This is a genomic window from Halomonas sp. TH-94, assembly GCF_057473365.1.
In genome coordinates, this window is the sequence record NZ_JBYCKL010000055.1 from 15,009 (window position 1) to 31,391 (window position 16,383).

A 16,383-nucleotide genomic window follows, 5' to 3' on the forward strand; every position below is an offset into this window, starting at 1 on the left:
GCTTCAGGTCACCGCCCCGCGCTGCTGAAAGCGCGGGGCGAGATACTCGCCCTCGGCCAGCACCTCACGCAGGTGCTGCGCCGCTCGCCAGACATCCTCATGACTCAGGTAGAGCGGTGCGAAGCCGAAGCGCATCAGCCCCGGTTCGCGGTAGTCGCCGATCACGCCGCGCTCGATCAGCGCCTGGACGATGGCATAGCCATGGTTCGGGGCGTTGGAAGAGCCATGGTTCGGGGCCACCAACCCCACCTGACTGCCGCGCTGCGCCTCGGCCGGAGTGATATCGCTGATGGCGTGCTCATCCAGACAATCGCCCAACGACTCGCGGAAGAGTTCGATCAAGCGCTGGCTCTTGCGCCGCAGCTGTGTGAGGTCCACCTCCTGCCACAGCGCCAGGGATGCCTCCAGCGCCGCGCAGGCCAGCGGCGAGTGGGTACCGGTACGAAAGCGCGAGATGCCAGGAGCGGGGGCATAGTCGGCCTCGAAGGCGAACGGCGCGGCGTGGCCCAGCCAGCCCGAGAGCGGCTGCCAGCCCAGCGCTTGACAGTCGCGCCGCACATAGAGAAAGGCCGGCGCACCGGGGCCGCCATTGAGGTACTTGTAGGTGCAGCCCACGGCGTAGCGCACCCCGCAGGCCGCCAGCTCGACGGGCAGAGCGCCGGCCGAGTGGGCCAGGTCCCAGATGACCTCGGCGCCGCTGGCATGCACCTGACGGGTGATCGCCGCCATGTCGCGCAGCCTGCCGGTGCGGTAGTGCACGTGGCTGAGTACCACCGCCGCCACCCGGTCGTCGAGATACGCATCCAGCGCCTCGCCTTCCGGCACTACCCGATGTTCGAAGCCGCCGAAACGGCAAAACCCCTGGGCGATGTAGCCGTCGGTGGGGAAGTTGCCGCCTTCGCTGAGAACCACCGGCCGCACTCGCCTGTTCCCTTCGGTGAGCCCCTGCCCTTCGGTGATATAGCCCAGCAGCTTGAACAGGTTATGGGTGATGGTATCGGTCACCAGCACTTCGCCCCGCTCGGCCCCCAGCAGCGGCGCCAACCGGTTACCGAGCCGCTCCGGGGCATCGAACCAGCCCTGATTCCAGCCCTGGATCAGCGAATCGCGCCACTGCCGCATCAAGCCGTCGACGGCTTCCACGGCAGCGCTCGGCTGAGCTCCCAGGGAGTTGCCATCCAGATAGATCGTATCTTCCGGTAAAGAGAAGCAGGGCTTGAAGGTGGCCAGCGGATCCTGGCGGTCCAGTTCGCGGACCTCATCGAGGCTAGGGGGCATGGCAGGCTCCGGCAAGACTTGTCTTGGGTTAAGGGTAAAGGCTCAGCTCGCGCAGCTATCTATCCAGTTCGCGCAGTAGCGCACGCACCGGTGAGGCATCGGCCCCGGCCAGCTTGAGCGGCAGGGCGATCAGCTCGTAACGGCCCGGCGGCACCGCGTCCAGCACCAGCCCTTCCAGGATCGCCATACCGTGATGATGCACACGCCAATGCGCCAGCAGCCGGCTATCCACCTCGGGGTCGAGCGAAGGACTGTCCACGCCGATCAGCCGCGCGCCGCGCTCGGCCAACAGGTCGATGCTCTCCGGCGCGATGGTGGTGAAGTCGCTGCGCCATTCAGCATGGGGAAAATGCTCCCAGGTGCGCAGCAACACCCGCTCGACGTGCGGCGGCAGCACGGGCAACAGGTGCTTGGGCTCGACCCTCGGCGCGGCATGACGCATGTCCAGCACCACGCAGGGGCCCAAGTAGGGGGTGAGTTCCACCTCGTCGATGGCTTGGCCATCGGCCGCGTAGTGGCTCGGCGCATCGGCATGGGTGCCGGTGTGGGTCGAGAGCGTCAAACGCGAAACGTTGACCGGGCACTGCCCGTCAATTACCCAGGTCGGCTCGTGACAGAAAGCCGTGTCGCCGGGCCACACCGGCATGTCGGCGCGCAGCGGCTGGGAGAGGTCGTAGAGCCGGGTCATGAGGCGCCCTCCTCCAGGGTGGTGCGCACCGACCACAGTTCGGGGAAGAACTGCAGGTCCAATGCCTTGGCCAGGAAGGAGACGCCGCCGGTGCCGCCGGTCCCGGGCTTCTGACCGATGATGCGCTCCACGGTCTGGAGGTGACTGAAGCGCCACTGATGAAAGTGGTACTCGGTGTCGACGAGCTTCTCGGCCAGCTCGTACAGCTCCCAGTGCCGCCCGGTATCGCGATAGATCGAAGCCCAGACCTGCTCGACTTCGGCACAGGGCCGATAGGGCTCAGCCCAGTCCCGCGCGATGACCGAGTCCGGAAGTTCGAAGCCGCGCCGCGCCAGCAGCTGCAGGCTGACGTCGTACAGGCTCGGGGCATGCAGCACCTCGCTCAGCCGCCGGTAACGCTCGGGATGGCGGCGATGCACCTCGACCATGGCGGCATTCTTGTTGCCGAGCAGGAACTCCAGCTCGCGGTACTGATACGACTGAAAGCCCGAACTCTGCCCCAGGCTGTCGCGAAAGCGTGCGTAGTCCGCCGGGGTCATGGTCACCAGGACCTCCCAGGCGCTGATCATCTGGGCCTGGATCCTCGCCACCCGGGTCAGCATCTTGAACGCCGGGCGCAGCCGGTCGGCGGCGATATGCGCCGCAGCGGCATGGGCCTCGTGCAGGCACTGCTTGAGCCACAGCTCGGACACCTGATGGATGACGATGAACAGCATCTCGTCATGCTCCGCGCTGCCTGGCTGCTGGGCCGACAGCAGCGGCCCCAGCTGCAGATAGTCGCCGTAGCTCATCGGCTGGTCCCAGTGAACCGACTCTTGCGAGAGGTCCACGCTGGCGCCGCGAGGGGGCATGTCGTCAGGACTTGCCATGTCCGTTCTCCAGATTGTCGTTGTGCTGCAAAGCAGTTTACGCAGAAAGTTAAGCTGTGTCGGCGCCGACGATTTCGCCGCCGAGGCCTACGTCGCTACGACACCAGACCGGAAAAGAGGTGAGAGTACGAGCAGCTTGTCAGCCCAGCCGGCGTGCTTCCGGGCTGGACCGACAAGATACGCAACGAGCGCGATCAGGTACCGCAGAAGGTACGGAACACGCGCTCGGTGGGTTCGGCCGGGAGGGTGAATTCCTCACGCCCGGGCTGGTCGTCGAAGGGGTGGGTCACGATCTCCAGCAGCGTCTCGAAGGGGCCGAAATCGTTCTCGTCCATGGCCGCGGTGAGCGCCTGCTGCACACGGTGGTTACGCGGGATGAAGGCAGGGTTGGCCAAACGCATCCGCCGAGCCCGTTCGCTCTCGGCCTGCTCATCCTGAGCCAGGCGCTCACGCCACTCCTCTAACCAGGCGGCGATCTCTTCGGGGCGCTCGAACAGCGCCACGAGTTCGGCTTCCGCTTCCGCGCTCTCGGCAACATCGGCCAGCGAACGGAACGTCAGGGTAAAGTCGGCACGACCGCGATGCATGCTTGCCAGCAGTGCTTCGATCAGTGTCTTGTCGCCGGGCTTCTCGCTGCTCAGGCCGAGCTTGGCGCGCATCACCGTCAGCCACTCGGCTTCGTACCGCTCGGGGAAGCGCTGCAGCAGCTCGGTGGCCAGCTCCACCGCCTTGTCGCCATCTTCATCGATCAAGGGCAACAGGGTCTCGGCCAGGCGCGCCAGGTTCCACTGAGCGATTCTTGGCTGGTTGGCATAGGCGTAGCGCCCGCCCTCGTCGATGGAGCTGAACACCATCTTGGGATCGTACTGCTCCATGAAGGCACAGGGGCCGAAGTCGATGGTTTCACCCGAAATCGACGTGTTGTCGGTATTCATCACACCATGGATGAAGCCCAGCCCCATCCATCTGGCGATCAGCGCCGCCTGGCGGTCTTGCACCGCTTCCAGCAGCCCCAGATAGCGCGCACCGTTGCCTTGGTCGGCGAGTTCCGGCGTATTGAGTTCAGGATAGTGGCGCTCGATGACGTGCTCGGCCAGCTCACGCACGCCCTCCATGTCACCGCGGGCGGCAAAGTATTGAAAGGTGCCGACTCGAATATGACTGGAAGCGACTCTGGTGAGGATGGCCCCCGGCTCGGGAATGCCGCGCATTACCCGCTCGCCGGTGGTCACCGCCGCCAGCGCCCGGGTAGTGGGAATGCCCATGGCATGCATCGCCTCGCTGACCAGATACTCGCGTAGCACCGGCCCCAGCGGCGCCCGGCCATCCCCGCCGCGGGAGAAAGGCGTACGCCCCGCCCCCTTGAGCTGGATGTCGCGCAGCCGGCCATTGCGGTCGGTCACCTCGCCGAGAAGGACGGCGCGCCCGTCACCCAACTGCGGCACGAAACCGCCGAACTGATGCCCGGCATAGGCCTGGGACAGCGGCTCGGCGCCGCGCGGCACCACATTGCCGGAGAACCACACTGCCGCCTCTTCGGCATCGAAGGCAGCAAGGTCGAAGCCAAGCTCCTCGGCCAGCGTACGGTTGAAGGCCACCAGGTGCGGGTCGCGTACGGGCACCGGCTCGAAGTGCGCATAGAAGCGTTCCGGCAGGCGGGCGTAGCGTAGCGTGAACGGGGGAAACATGGCGGCTCCAATGACTGTCCTGCCGCTCACTGTAGGCCCGCGCCCTGGGAAAATCGAGGGGCTTTGCATCCCCTTACGAGCCGGTAGCGGACACCGGACGCTCGAACTCGCGAATGCTGGCCACGAAGTCGCTGAAACGCTCGCCCTGGATCAGTACGTGGTCGCGCAGGGCCTGCTCGGCTGCCGCAGAATCGCCGGCTGCGATGGCCGATACAACGGTTCGGTGCTCGGTCAGCGAACTGAGCATGCGCTGACGCACCTGCAGCTGCAAACGCCGATAGGGCTTGAGCCGCTGCTTCAGCTGGCGAGCCTCGCCGAGCAAGAAGTTGTTGTGACTGGCACGATAGATACAGTCATGAAAGACCTCGTTCTCGTAGTAGTACTCATCGGTGTCTCCGGCTCCGGCAGCGGCCTCGCAGCGTTCCAGGGCACCACGCAGCTCGTCGAGTTCCGCATCGCTGATGCGTCTCGCCGCCAGTCGGCCGCACATGCCCTCCAGTTCCGCCATCACCTCGAACATCTCGATCAGCTGATCGATGCCCACCCTTGCCACGAAGGTCCCCTTCTTGGGGGATACCGTCACCAACCCGCTGGCGACCAGCTGCTGGATCGCTTCGCGGACCGGGGTGCGGGACACATTGAACTCTCGCCCCAGCGCCTCCGGATCGAGTCTTTCGCCGGGCACCCGGCGCCCATTGATGATGTCGTTTTCCAGCGAATCGCGTAGACGCTGTGCATTGGAGCGTTTGGTGCTGGGCATAGCCACCTCCTCAATCGCGGCATTCTAGAGCGGATCTTTTTACTGTAACGGATTTGACATAGGTATACGCAACAGCTATTGAAGTATATATCAGCGAGCCTGATGAATATAAAAAGAACGCCAAGCACAATAACAACCCCAAGGAGACGCCAAATGCAACGCTACACCCTAGCCACCTTGACTGCGGTCGGGCTGGCCCTCGCCCTCAGCAGCACTGCTTCCGCCAATACCGTCCTGCGCGCCTCACACCAGTTCCCCGGTGGTCAAGGCGATGTCCGTGACGAGATGGTGCAAATGATGGCCCGCCAGGTCGCCGAAGCCGACGTAGGGCTCGAAATCCAGGTCTACCCCGGCCAGTCCCTGTTCAAAGCCGGCGAGCAGTGGGGGGCACTGGTGCGCGGACGCCTGGACTTGACCCTGCTGCCGCTGGATTACGCCAGCGGCCGTCATCCCGAGTTCTCCGCCACCCTGATGCCGGGCCTGGTGCGTAACCACGAGCATGCCGCACGACTCAACGACTCCGAGTACATGGACATGATCAAGCAGGTGATCATGGACAACGGAGCCCGTGTATTGGCCGACAGCTGGCTGGCCGGCGGTTTCGCCTCCAGCGAGCAGTGCATCACCTCCCCCGACACCGTGCGTGGGCAGAACATCCGTGCCGCCGGCCCGGCCTTCGAGCAGATGCTGCAGGCCGCCGGCGCCTCCATCGCCTCGATGCCCTCTTCCGAGGTTTACACCGCCATGCAGACCGGCGTGCTGGATGCCGCCAATACCTCGTCGATGTCGTTCATCTCCTTCCGCCTCTACGAGCAGGTGGAGTGCCTGACCGAGCCGGGCGATTTCGCGCTGTGGTTCATGTATGAGCCGGTGCTGATCTCCGAACAGGTGTGGCAGCGCCTCAACGAGGAGCAGCAGGCCGCGCTGATGGAAGCGGGCAAGGCAGCCGAGGAGTTCTTCGCCGCCGAGGCCGCAGCCATCGATGCCAAGATGGTCGAGGTCTACGAGCAGAACGGCATCGAGGTGGTACGCATGAGCGAGGCGGACTACAACGCCTGGCTCGAGATCGCCCGCCAAACCTCCTACAAGAACTTCGCCGAGAGCGTGCCCAACGGCCAGGCCATCATCGATGCCGCCCTGGCCGTCGAATGACGCCAACCCTTCCTAGCGCGTGTCGGGCCACCCGCAACGGGTGGCCCCCGTTTCCAACCCGGGAGGACTGCATGGCCATGGCCCACTCTCAATCCCTTGCTCAACGTTCCGCTGTCGTCGGCGGCTACATTCGCCTGATGGATACCCTGTCGCGCGCCAGCGCCTACCTGGCGGCCGCGATGTTCATTGCCGGCGTGCTGGTGATCTGCCAGATGGTCTTCATTCGCTACGTGCTCGGCATGAGCACCAGTTGGCAGACCGAATTCACCGTGTTCTCGGTGACCAGCGCCATGTTGATGGGCAGCCCCTACGTACTGATGACCGGCGGCCATGTCGCCATCACCATCCTGCCGGATGCCCTGGGCGGCGCGGCACGCAAGATCATGCGCCTGGTGGCGGCACTGATCGGCCTGGCCTTCTGTGCGGCGCTGGCCTACGCCTCATGGGTCTACGTGATCGAGGCCTACATGTTCAATTGGCGCACCGGCACCGTGTGGAACCCGCTGCTGTGGCCGGGGCTGCTGCCAATGGCGGTGGGTACCAGCCTGCTCTCGCTGCAGTACGTCGCTGAAATCCTGCGTGGTGAGGTGTAATCATGGATCCGATCACCCTGGGTATCATCGTCGCCATTGCGCTCATCGTGCTGATGGCCATCGGCACGCCCATCGCCTTCGCCCTGGGCGCCGTCTCGCTTCTGGCGTTGATGTACGACCGCGGCCTGCCGGAGCTGATCTATTTCGGCGAGACCTTCTTCGACCGCATCGCCGAATTCGGCTTCGTCGCCATTCCCATGTTCATCCTGATGGGTGCCGCCGTGGCCTCCTCGCCTACCGGGCGTGACCTCTACCGCTCGCTGGATCTGTGGATGGGACGCCTGCCGGGCGGGCTCGCGGTCTCCAACATCGGAGCCTGTACCGTGTTCTCGGCACTTTCCGGCTCGTCGCCAGCCACCTGCGCCGCCATCGGCAAGATGGGCATTCCCGAGATGCGCTCCCGCGGCTATCCCGATGGCGTTGCCGCCGGCTGTATCGCGGCCGGCGGCACCCTCGGCATTCTCATACCGCCCTCGGTGACCATGATCATCTACGGCATCTCCACCGAGACCTCGATCGGTAGGCTGTTCATCGCCGGGGTCATGCCCGGGTTGATGCTGGCCGGGCTGTTCATGGCCTGGACCATGATCGCCTGCCGCCTGGCCGGTGGCTATTCCAACCCTCTGGCCAAGGCCGCCGTCCAGATGAAGCAGAGCGTGAAGGCCAACGTCGACGCCAACCTCAAGGCGCTGGTGCGCGTGCTGCCCTTCATGGCGGTGATCGCCGGGATTCTGTTCGCACTCTATGGCGGCGTAGCCACTCCCTCCGAGGCCGCCGGCGTCGGCGCCTTCCTCTGCGTGGCACTGGCGGTACTCATCTACCGCATGTGGCAAGTAGGGCCGATCAAGCTGATCATGCGCGACTCCCTGCGCGAGAGCGTGATGATCATGCTGGTGATCGCTACCGCGGAGGTGTTCGCCTATGCCCTCTCCTCGATGTTCATCACCCAGACCGTGGCCGCCGTCATCGCCGATATGGAAGTGAACCGCTGGGTGCTGATGGGTATCATCAATCTGTTCCTGCTGGTGGCCGGCTTCTTCCTGCCGCCGGTGGCGGTAATCGTGATGACCGCGCCGATCCTGCTGCCGATCATCCTCGCCGCCGACTTCGACCCCTACTGGTTCGCGGTGATCCTGACCATCAACCTGGAAATCGGCCTGATCACCCCGCCGGTGGGCTTGAACCTGTTCATCATCAAGGGCATCGCGCCGGACATCTCGCTGCGCGACATCCTGTTGGGCAGCCTGCCCTACGCCCTGTGCATGGTGCTCGGCATCCTGCTGCTGTGCTTCTTCCCCGGCATCGCCTTGTGGCTGCCCAACCTGATCATGGGCTGAGGAGTATGGATTCATGAACATGACTTTCCTGCAGGAGCTGTTCAACAGCATCACCCAGCGCGACGCCCGACTCTGGCGACGACAGGGCGAGCTTGTCGCGCCAGACCACGCTCAGATGCTGGCAGCCTGCCGAGCGCTGCTGGCGAGCGACGGCGAGGCCTCGAGCATCAGTCTGGCCAGTCGCGCGCTCTCCATGTACAGCCGGCTGAGCGAGGACGAACGCACTCGCTTCTTCGAAGGGCTTGGCAGCGAATTCTCCGCCGACCCGACTGGCATCGACCAGGCCTACGAAGCCTACCGCGAGCAGCGCGACAATCCTCGCCTGCAAGCCCTGTTCGATGCCTGCGAGCCGCGCCGGCAGGAGCTGTTCCGGCGCCTCAACCTGGCCAGCAACGGCACCTATGAGCTGGTACGCATGCGTGAAGGTTTACTGGCCCGGCTGCGCGAACGCCCACCCACCGAGCGGGAAGAGCTGAGTGCCATCGACGCCGACTTCGCCCACCTGTTCGGCTCGTGGTTCAACCGCGGCTTTTTGATGCTCAAGCGCATCGACTGGAACACCCCGGCCTCCATCCTGGAGAAGATCATTCGCTACGAGGCGGTGCACGAGATTCGCGACTGGGACGATCTGCGACGACGCCTCGACGCCCGCGACCGTCGCTGCTTCGCTTTCTTCCACCCGGCCATCGGCGACGAGCCGCTGATTTTCGTCGAAGTGGCTCTGTGCCGGGGCCTTCCCGACCGCATCCAGCCCATTCTCTCGGGGGAAAGCGCCGGAGAACGCGACATCGACGACGCCGAATCCGCCGATGCCGCCGCCTTCTTCGGCATCAGCAACTGCCAGACCGGGCTGCGTGGCATCTCCTTCGGCAATTTCCTGATCAAGCAGGTGGTTCAGGAGCTGAAAATGGAGCTGCCGCAGCTCAAGTACTTCGTCACGCTCTCCCCGGTGCCGGGCTTTGCCCATTGGCTAGCCGAGCAGCGCGACGACGGTGCCCTGCCCGACGAAGTGAGCCAGGAGCTGCACGAGCTCGACGCGACCGACTGGCATCTCGACCCCGCCCGTAGCGAGCGCCTCAAGGCTATCGTCAAACCGCTGGCGGCCCGCTATCTGGTCGATGAGAAGAACGCTCGCGGCCTACCGCTCAATGCGGTGGCACGCTTCCACCTCGGCAACGGCGCCGAGCTGCATCGCATCAACTGGCTCGGCGATATCTCGTCCAAGGGCTTGAAGCAGGCCGCCGGTCTCATGGTCAACTACCTCTATGTGCTCGACGATATCGAGCGCAACCATGAAAACTACACCGCCAATGCCACCGTGGTCTGTTCCAACGAGGTCCGCGACCTCAACCGCCGCGCCAGGAAGATGGCCAAGGGAGAGCCAGCCAAATGAGTCACAACCTCTTCGAAACCTTTGCCGACCGCATGCGCGACCGCGGCAATGCCGATTTCATCACTACCCGCGAAGGCCATCGCTACTCCTACCTCGATGCCCTGGAAGCCAGCGCCCGCCTCGCCGGCGCGCTGGTCACGCTGGATGTGGCCCCCGGCGACCGGGTCGCGGTGCAGGTCGACAAGAGCCCCGAGGCGATCCTGCTCTATCTCGCCTGCCTGCGCATGGGCGGCGTCTATCTGCCGCTCAATACCGGCTATACCGCCGATGAGATCCGCTACTTTCTGGATGACGCCGAACCGGCACTGTTCGTCTGCCGCCCCGCCGCCCTCGAGGAGGCCAGCTCGGTGGCCGCCGCGAGCGGCTGCCCCGCGGTGGAGACCCTCGGCACCGCCGCCGACGGCAGCCTGATGGCGCTGGCCGAGCGGGCCGAACCCTACACGGGCATCGAGCCGCGCGGGGAGGACGACCTGGCCGCGATTCTCTACACCTCGGGCACCACGGGGCGCTCCAAGGGCGCCATGCTGACCCACCGCAACCTGGGCTCCAATGCCGCCACCCTGGTGGAGGCCTGGTGCTTCTCCACCACGGACCGCCTGATCCATGCCCTGCCCATCTTCCACACCCACGGCCTGTTCGTCGGCTGCAACGTCACCCTGATGGCCGGTTCGAGCATGCTGTTCCTGCCCAAGTTCGATGCCGACGTCATCTTCGAAGAGCTACCGCACGGCAGCGTCATGATGGGCGTGCCCACCTTCTACACCCGACTGGTGGCCGACGAGCGCCTCACCCCCGAGGTCACCGCCAACATGCGCCTGTTCGTCTCCGGCTCCGCCCCGCTCACCGCCGAAACCCACCAGGCCTTCGCGGCGAAGACCGGGCACGCCATCCTCGAGCGCTACGGCATGACCGAGACCAACATGAACATCTCCAACCCCTACGACGGCGAGCGCCGTGCCGGCACCGTGGGCATGCCGCTGCCGGGAGTGGAGTACCGCATCACCGACCGCGAGACCCACGAGCCGGTGCCCCAGGGCGAGATCGGCATGCTCGAGATCCGCGGGCCCAACGTCTTCATCGGCTACTGGCGCATGCCCGAGAAGACCCGCGAGGAACTGCTGGAGGATGGCTTCTTCATCACCGGCGATCTGGCCATGACCGACGAGCAGGGCTACGTGCACATCGTCGGGCGCGACAAGGACCTGGTGATTTCGGGTGGCTACAACGTCTACCCCAAGGAGGTCGAGCAAGTGATCGACGAGCTGGAGGGCGTGGTGGAATCGGCGGTGATCGGCCTGCCGCACCCGGACTTCGGCGAAGGCGTGACCGCCGTGGTGATACCGGAACCGGGCACCGCGCTGCAGGAGAAGCAGGTACTCGCTCATCTCGAAGGGCGGCTGGCGAAGTACAAGCAACCCAAACGGGTTATCTTCGCCGATACCCTGCCGCGAAACACCATGGGCAAGGTGCAGAAGAACGAGCTGCGCAAACAGTATCAGGACACCTACCGCTGAGCGCTCGTCGGCCATCCCAGCCACGGCCGGCCGGCCGATCAAATTCGGCCGGCCGTGCTTTGGTTGCTATACCACCAGCGGCGTGACGAAGAAGGCGATCAGGAAGGCCGTACCCAGGCGCATGACGATTCCCAGCACGGCGGCGCCCATGGCTTCGCGCTCGGAAAGATCGGAGCTTTCCGCCCATACCACCGGCACCTGGCCGAACACGGCTGACAGCGGCAGGCCGGAAGAGGCCAGCACGAAGGAGCCCACCACCAACGAGGGGTCTAGGTCGGCGGCAATGCTCTGCAGTTGGCCCATGGCAAGCGTCGGGCTGACCAGCACCGCCAGGACGCCGGTTTCCGGATGGATGTTGAACAGTAGCAGAACCCTGCCCAGCCCCGCCTCGATCGGCGCCCAGACGCCGATGTAATCGAGCACGCCGATCACCGCAAAGACGAGTGCCACCGCAGGGATCAGGATCAGCAACAACAGTTCCACGCCTTCCCGAGCTGCGCTGAACAGCGTGGGCATGAAGTCGCGATCTGGAGTGAAGGTCGGCAGGTGACCGATCTCGACCCGCTTGACGTCGCGATAGAGCACCTTCGACAGGATCAGCGGCACGATCACCAGTGGCAGGAACACCGCCAGCAGCACCACGGCAAAGACGTTCACCCCGGCAAAGGTCAGCGCCATCAGTCCCAGCATGAAGGTGGAAAAAGACTGCTGCGACTGCACCATGGTCGCTACGGCCAGCTTCTGTTCGTCCTTGGTGGCACCCGCTTTCTTGAGGATCGGGCCGGAGATTTTTCCCGCCGCATTGATGTCGCCAAAAATGTTGTAGACGCTGGGAATGATCACCGCCGGGTTGACGCCCAACAGCTTCATCGCCGGCACGAAAATGCGCACCAGCGCATCGGTGAAGCCCAGTCGCTCCAGCAATCGACCGATGATCACACTGACGATTATCGCCGTGCCGACCACGCCGGTGAGAAACACATCGACAACCACCGGTCGCACGGAGTCGAGAATGGCATTGAACAGCCCCGAGAGGCTGGTAGGTGAGAGCAGCAGCATCAACAAGCAAATGCACAGCAGCACGATGCCGACCACTTCGATACGCTTCCACGCCCGCTTGTTTGCCGGTAGCACGACTTCTTTCTTGTCAGCGTCAGCGGGTGTTTCAGGGGTAGTCACTGAGGTTTTCATGACAGTGCCTCTATTATTATTGAATGAGCGCTTGGGGAGAGAATAGCGGTAAGTGTCACCGTCATGTCTCGCTCAGCGCGTGCTTACCCATCAAGTGGCCCGTGGACATCTCCCTGGCATAGGCCTGCATGACCTCATTGCCCACTCGGCCTACCGGCGTGGAGGTGACGCGGTCGCGGAACAGCACCACGTCCACACCCGGGAGCAGCTCATCCAGGGCATAAGCCAGCGGCAGACCGTTCTCGAGTATTTCCATCACGTGGCAGTTGCCGACCAGGAAGTTGAGGCCCAGCTCGCGAGCCGTCTCGATCAGCTCGTGGCCTGCGTAGACGCGGCTGATCGAGGCCAGCACCGTATCGACACCGGGGTTCTCGGCCACCGCCTGACGCAGGTTCGCCGATGAAAAACCGGTGTGCGGGAAGATGTGCAACACGTGCTCGACCCGGCTGTCTCGTTCGCCCAGATGGATGAAGCCCCGCGTCTCGACACTGGTTTCGCGAATCTCCTCGATGCCTCGCACCAGTCGCTCCTCGGCGAGCAGGGCACTGTCCTGATCCAGCCCCATGTAACCGTCCAGGCGGTCGAGCATGTCACCGAGGGTGGTGACGCCAGGCAGCGTCTTGCCGACGAACATGACGTTGCCGTGCACGCCGCCGTAAGTGATGCTGCCCTTCTCCACCTTGTGCCCGTGCAGGAAAGGGATACCGGGATGCAGCCCGTGGAAGGCTTCGTGGCACTCCAGAGCCGCCAGATCGTAAAGATCGCAGTAGCTCTTCAGCGTAACGCCACCACAGCTGGCGGCATCGGCGAGGGGATGATGGGCCACGATGGCGTCTACGCCGGTGGCTCCCGCCAGCTCTATCACGTGCTCCGTCATGGTCATGCACACGGCGACTTTCCTGACGTCCTTATCGGGATCGCCATAGACCAACCCCGGGGTTTCCAGCACCTCCTTACCGTAGATACCCGAGGATTTCTTGATCACGAAAGGGTGCTTGCCGCTCCTGATATCCTCCAGGGACGAAACCGTTCTGCCACCCGTTATCACGCTCATCGCATTGACGATATCCGCTACCTTGGCCATCGTTGTTCTCCTCTTGTTGCCATAAAAAAAAGACCGCCAGCACAGCAAGAGGCCTGAAGCCTCGAACTGCGCTGACGGTCTCGAGCACTCGCCTTTTCAGGTCGAGTTCACATCACCAGTCAACGTCTTGCCTGCGGATTTACGGACCATGCCCGACGCCGGAAGCGTCAGAGGTAGTCGCGCACATCCTTTTTCATTATCACCACCGTGGCGGAGAGCTCGGCTTCGGCATCGTAGTCCTTGAAGATGGACAGGACCTCGAAGCCGTACTTCTCCTCCAGCAGCAGCTTGAACTCGTGCTTGAATCCCTTGATGAGATAGTGGTCGGCCAGCTCGCTCACGTTGCTGTTCAGACCGTTGAGGTAACCCAGTGCCGGAACCCGTTTGTGCAACGCGATGATCAGGATTCTGTCGCCCTGAATGTCGACTTTCTGGCGCACCACGCCGATGCCGAAAAGACGATGGTTGACGTCGTTATAGTCCTTGATCAGCGCCTGCTTGAGCTGGCCCAAGGAGGTGGCGGCCAAGGTGTCGGGTCTCACGGAACCGCTGGTCGCAACGTCACTATTCAAGGCGCACATGGGACGACCTCGTATCGATCCGGCTGGCTTCCAGGGCACAGCTGGTATACCAATCTCATATGTAACTGAGCCTAGCCAAGCGTAAAAATCATGTCAACAGGAAATAATCGATTATTCAAAGCTGCAAGATACTCCCTCTCATGCGGCATCGAGCAAGCCCAGCAGCTTAACCATACGTTCCTGGGCGGTCTCGCCTAGGATCTCAGGCGGTATACCAAGCCAGCCATCCCACCGTTTTCGCAAGTCAAACCTAGTGCCCCTCGGCCCCTTTACGGGCTTCACCGCCACCACGGATATGGTTGATGACCCCGCCGCTCGTCACTAGCTCGCGCTGACGCGGCGTCAAGCCGTGGTGCAGACGCAACGTGCCCTTGCCCACCAGCTCGGCGGTGAGTTCAGGGCCGGCAGCCAATTGAGCGTACAGGTCACGAATCACCAGGCTGTCGCCCTGTTCCAGCCGATCTCGGTCGCTTTCGTCGACGAAGGTCAGCGGCAGAGCGCCGAAGCAGATCAGGTTCTGCCAGTGAATACGGGCAAAACTCTTGGCCAGTACCACCTGCAGCCCAAGGTAGCGCGGCACCAGGGCGGCGTTTTCGCGGCTCGAGCCTTGGCCATAGTTGTGCCCTGCGACTATGGCATGGCCACCCAGCTCGCGGCTCGCTTCGGCGCGGCGTGCATAGTCTTCGTCGACCGCCTCGAATGTGAAGGGTGCCGAGGCGTAAACGCTGCTCCAGTAGGGCATGACCCGCTGCCCGGCGGGCATGATGTCGTCGGTGGAGATATTGTCGCCGGCGCTCAGCAGCACCGGAACCTCAATGAGGTCGGGCAGGGGCGGCAGCTCCGGCAGTGCCGGAGTGTTGTCGGTTTTCTGCAGCGGCTTCAGGCGAGCCTCCGCCAGCGCCAACGGCGGCGTGAAGACATCTCGATTGACCACCATCCGCGCCGGCTCTGCGATACGGGGATAGGGCATGTCGAGGCTGCGCGGATCGGTGATGACGCCGGCCAACGCCGAGGCGGCGGCAGTTTCAGGGCTACACAGGAAAACGCTGTCTTCGCGAGTACCCGAACGTCCCGGAAAGTTGCGCGGCACGGTACGCAGGCTGTTGAGTCCTACCGCCGGTGCCTGTCCCATACCGATACAGCCGTTGCAGCCGGTCTGATGCAAACGCGCACCGCAAGCCACCAGATCAGCCAGGTAGCCTTCGCGGATCAATGTCGTGAGTACCTGGCGCGAGGAGGGATTGATGTCGAGCGAGACGCCATCCGCCACGGTACGCCCTCGCACTATCTCCGCCACTACGGCGAAGTCGCGGAATCCCGGATTCCCCGAGGAACCGATGTAGGCCTGATGCAATGGTTCACCGGCCGCCTCGCGCACCGTCACTACCTTGTCGGGGCTCGAAGGGAGCGCGATCATCGGCTCGAGGCTCGACAGGTCGAGCACCTCCTCACGGTCATAGGTGCAGCCGGGCTGGGCGGCGAGCGGCTTCCAGTCCGCCTCGCGACCGCGCGCCGCCATGAAGCGACGCGTTTCCTCGTCACTGGGGAAGAGGCTGGCCGTAGCCCCCATCTCGGTGCCCATGTTGGCCAGGACATGTCGATCCATGGCCGACAGATTGGCGAGCCCGGGGCCGTGATACTCGATGATGGTGTTCTTGCCGCCGGCCACGCCGTGACGACGCAACAGCTCCAGCACGGCATCCTTGGCCGAGACCCAGTCGGGCAGGCTGCCCTCCAGCCGTATACCCCAGATCTCCGGCATGCTCAGGTAGAGCGGCTCGCCGGCCATGGCCATGGCGACCTCGATGCCGCCGGCGCCGATGGCCAGCATACCCAACGAGCCCGCCGCCGTAGTGTGGCTGTCACAGCCGACGATTGATTGACCTGGAATGCCGAAGTGCTCCATGTGGACAGGGTGGCTGATGCCGTTCCCGGGGCCGGAGTACCACACGCCGAAACGCTCGCAGGCACTTTTCAGAAACAGGTAGGTTTCGGCATTGAGATTGTCGGCCTGGATGAGGCCATGATCGATGTACTGGACGCTCGGGTTGGTTTTTACCCGATCGAGGCCCATGGCCTCGAGTTCGAGCATGACCAAGGTGCCGAGTACGTCTTGCAGCAGCGCCTGATCGATACGAAGAGCGATTTCACTGCCGGGTGTCATCTCACCGGTAACCAGGTGATCGGAAATGAGCTGTTGGGCCAGATTGAGCGGCGTGTCGGAGTGCGAGGTCTTCATGGCAAGCGGTCCTGAT

Annotated in this window: 14 protein-coding genes; 5 read left to right on the top strand and 9 right to left on the bottom strand. The window is 63.8% G+C overall.

Annotated elements, in window-relative coordinates; all coding sequences use genetic code 11:
* Positions 1 to 3: 3 nt before the first annotated feature.
* The 5 genes from kynU to AC2VNO_RS10590 all read right to left on the bottom strand — a co-directional run bounded on the left by kynU (position 4) and on the right by AC2VNO_RS10590 (position 5,283).
* Complete coding sequence (gene kynU, locus AC2VNO_RS10570) at positions 4 to 1,278, bottom strand: kynureninase (protein ID WP_486934096.1); 1,275 nt, start codon at positions 1,276 to 1,278, stop codon at positions 4 to 6.
* Positions 1,279 to 1,333: 55 nt separating this feature from the next.
* Positions 1,334 to 1,966 carry an arylformamidase gene (kynB, locus tag AC2VNO_RS10575; protein WP_486934097.1) on the bottom strand — a complete coding sequence of 211 codons (633 nt, stop codon included), beginning with the start codon at positions 1,964 to 1,966 and terminating at the stop codon, positions 1,334 to 1,336.
* Positions 1,963 to 2,835 carry a tryptophan 2,3-dioxygenase gene (gene kynA / locus AC2VNO_RS10580; protein WP_486934098.1) on the bottom strand — a complete coding sequence of 291 codons (873 nt, stop codon included), beginning with the start codon at positions 2,833 to 2,835 and terminating at the stop codon, positions 1,963 to 1,965. Before kynA ends, kynB begins: the two co-directional genes overlap by 4 nt.
* A 194-nt stretch (positions 2,836 to 3,029) precedes the next feature.
* The gene (locus tag AC2VNO_RS10585) at positions 3,030 to 4,523 is read right to left on the bottom strand and encodes a protein adenylyltransferase SelO (RefSeq protein WP_486934099.1); all 1,494 of its coding nucleotides are present in this window, start codon (positions 4,521 to 4,523) and stop codon (positions 3,030 to 3,032) included.
* Positions 4,524 to 4,596: 73 nt separating this feature from the next.
* On the bottom strand, positions 4,597 to 5,283 hold the full coding sequence (locus AC2VNO_RS10590; RefSeq protein ID WP_486934100.1) for a GntR family transcriptional regulator: 687 nt from the start codon (positions 5,281 to 5,283) through the stop codon (positions 4,597 to 4,599).
* Between the two features lie 153 nt (positions 5,284 to 5,436).
* On the opposite strand from AC2VNO_RS10590, the gene dctP reads away from it, so the two are divergent.
* The 5 genes from dctP (at position 5,437) to AC2VNO_RS10615 (ending at position 11,272) form a co-directional block, all read left to right on the top strand.
* A complete protein-coding gene (gene dctP, locus AC2VNO_RS10595; protein WP_486934101.1) occupies positions 5,437 to 6,435 on the top strand; it encodes a TRAP transporter substrate-binding protein DctP in 999 nt (332 codons plus the stop codon).
* A gap of 71 nt (positions 6,436 to 6,506) precedes the next feature.
* Entirely contained in the window at positions 6,507 to 7,028 is a 522-nt protein-coding gene (locus tag AC2VNO_RS10600) for a TRAP transporter small permease subunit (RefSeq protein WP_486934102.1), read from the top strand.
* 2 nt (positions 7,029 to 7,030) lie between these two features.
* Positions 7,031 to 8,365: a TRAP transporter large permease gene (locus AC2VNO_RS10605; RefSeq protein ID WP_486934103.1), complete on the top strand. Its 1,335-nt coding sequence runs from the start codon at positions 7,031 to 7,033 to the stop codon at positions 8,363 to 8,365.
* Positions 8,366 to 8,378: 13 nt separating this feature from the next.
* Positions 8,379 to 9,758 carry a malonyl-CoA decarboxylase gene (locus AC2VNO_RS10610; protein ID WP_486934104.1) on the top strand — a complete coding sequence of 460 codons (1,380 nt, stop codon included), beginning with the start codon at positions 8,379 to 8,381 and terminating at the stop codon, positions 9,756 to 9,758.
* Entirely contained in the window at positions 9,755 to 11,272 is a 1,518-nt protein-coding gene (locus AC2VNO_RS10615; protein ID WP_486934105.1) for a malonate--CoA ligase, read from the top strand. Before AC2VNO_RS10610 ends, AC2VNO_RS10615 begins: the two co-directional genes overlap by 4 nt.
* Positions 11,273 to 11,338: 66 nt before the next feature.
* On the opposite strand, the gene AC2VNO_RS10620 is transcribed toward AC2VNO_RS10615, so the two are convergent.
* The 4 genes from AC2VNO_RS10620 to AC2VNO_RS10635 all read right to left on the bottom strand — a co-directional run bounded on the left by AC2VNO_RS10620 (position 11,339) and on the right by AC2VNO_RS10635 (position 16,367).
* Positions 11,339 to 12,463 carry a hypothetical protein gene (locus AC2VNO_RS10620; RefSeq protein ID WP_486934106.1) on the bottom strand — a complete coding sequence of 375 codons (1,125 nt, stop codon included), beginning with the start codon at positions 12,461 to 12,463 and terminating at the stop codon, positions 11,339 to 11,341.
* A 61-nt stretch (positions 12,464 to 12,524) separates the two neighbouring features.
* Positions 12,525 to 13,547 carry a Nif3-like dinuclear metal center hexameric protein gene (locus AC2VNO_RS10625; protein WP_486934107.1) on the bottom strand — a complete coding sequence of 341 codons (1,023 nt, stop codon included), beginning with the start codon at positions 13,545 to 13,547 and terminating at the stop codon, positions 12,525 to 12,527.
* Between the two features lie 167 nt (positions 13,548 to 13,714).
* The gene (locus tag AC2VNO_RS10630; protein WP_486934108.1) at positions 13,715 to 14,128 is read right to left on the bottom strand and encodes a Na-translocating system protein MpsC family protein; all 414 of its coding nucleotides are present in this window, start codon (positions 14,126 to 14,128) and stop codon (positions 13,715 to 13,717) included.
* A gap of 250 nt (positions 14,129 to 14,378) precedes the next feature.
* A complete protein-coding gene (locus AC2VNO_RS10635) occupies positions 14,379 to 16,367 on the bottom strand; it encodes an aconitate hydratase (protein ID WP_486934109.1) in 1,989 nt (662 codons plus the stop codon).
* Between the last annotated feature and the right edge of the window lie 16 nt (positions 16,368 to 16,383).

What these genes read in the sequence shown, in the direction of transcription:
- kynU (WP_486934096.1), bottom strand. Translation starts at nt 1,278, where the DNA reads ATGCCCCCTAGCCTCGATGAGGTCCGCGAACTGGACCGCCAGGATCCG.
- kynB (WP_486934097.1), bottom strand. Translation starts at nt 1,966, where the DNA reads ATGACCCGGCTCTACGACCTCTCCCAGCCGCTGCGCGCCGACATGCCG.
- kynA (WP_486934098.1), bottom strand. Translation starts at nt 2,835, where the DNA reads ATGGCAAGTCCTGACGACATGCCCCCTCGCGGCGCCAGCGTGGACCTC.
- AC2VNO_RS10585 (WP_486934099.1), bottom strand. Translation starts at nt 4,523, where the DNA reads ATGTTTCCCCCGTTCACGCTACGCTACGCCCGCCTGCCGGAACGCTTC.
- AC2VNO_RS10590 (WP_486934100.1), bottom strand. Translation starts at nt 5,283, where the DNA reads ATGCCCAGCACCAAACGCTCCAATGCACAGCGTCTACGCGATTCGCTG.
- dctP (WP_486934101.1), top strand. Translation starts at nt 5,437, where the DNA reads ATGCAACGCTACACCCTAGCCACCTTGACTGCGGTCGGGCTGGCCCTC.
- AC2VNO_RS10600 (WP_486934102.1), top strand. Translation starts at nt 6,507, where the DNA reads ATGGCCATGGCCCACTCTCAATCCCTTGCTCAACGTTCCGCTGTCGTC.
- AC2VNO_RS10605 (WP_486934103.1), top strand. Translation starts at nt 7,031, where the DNA reads ATGGATCCGATCACCCTGGGTATCATCGTCGCCATTGCGCTCATCGTG.
- AC2VNO_RS10610 (WP_486934104.1), top strand. Translation starts at nt 8,379, where the DNA reads ATGAACATGACTTTCCTGCAGGAGCTGTTCAACAGCATCACCCAGCGC.
- AC2VNO_RS10615 (WP_486934105.1), top strand. Translation starts at nt 9,755, where the DNA reads ATGAGTCACAACCTCTTCGAAACCTTTGCCGACCGCATGCGCGACCGC.
- AC2VNO_RS10620 (WP_486934106.1), bottom strand. Translation starts at nt 12,463, where the DNA reads ATGAAAACCTCAGTGACTACCCCTGAAACACCCGCTGACGCTGACAAG.
- AC2VNO_RS10625 (WP_486934107.1), bottom strand. Translation starts at nt 13,547, where the DNA reads ATGGCCAAGGTAGCGGATATCGTCAATGCGATGAGCGTGATAACGGGT.
- AC2VNO_RS10630 (WP_486934108.1), bottom strand. Translation starts at nt 14,128, where the DNA reads ATGTGCGCCTTGAATAGTGACGTTGCGACCAGCGGTTCCGTGAGACCC.
- AC2VNO_RS10635 (WP_486934109.1), bottom strand. Translation starts at nt 16,367, where the DNA reads ATGAAGACCTCGCACTCCGACACGCCGCTCAATCTGGCCCAACAGCTC.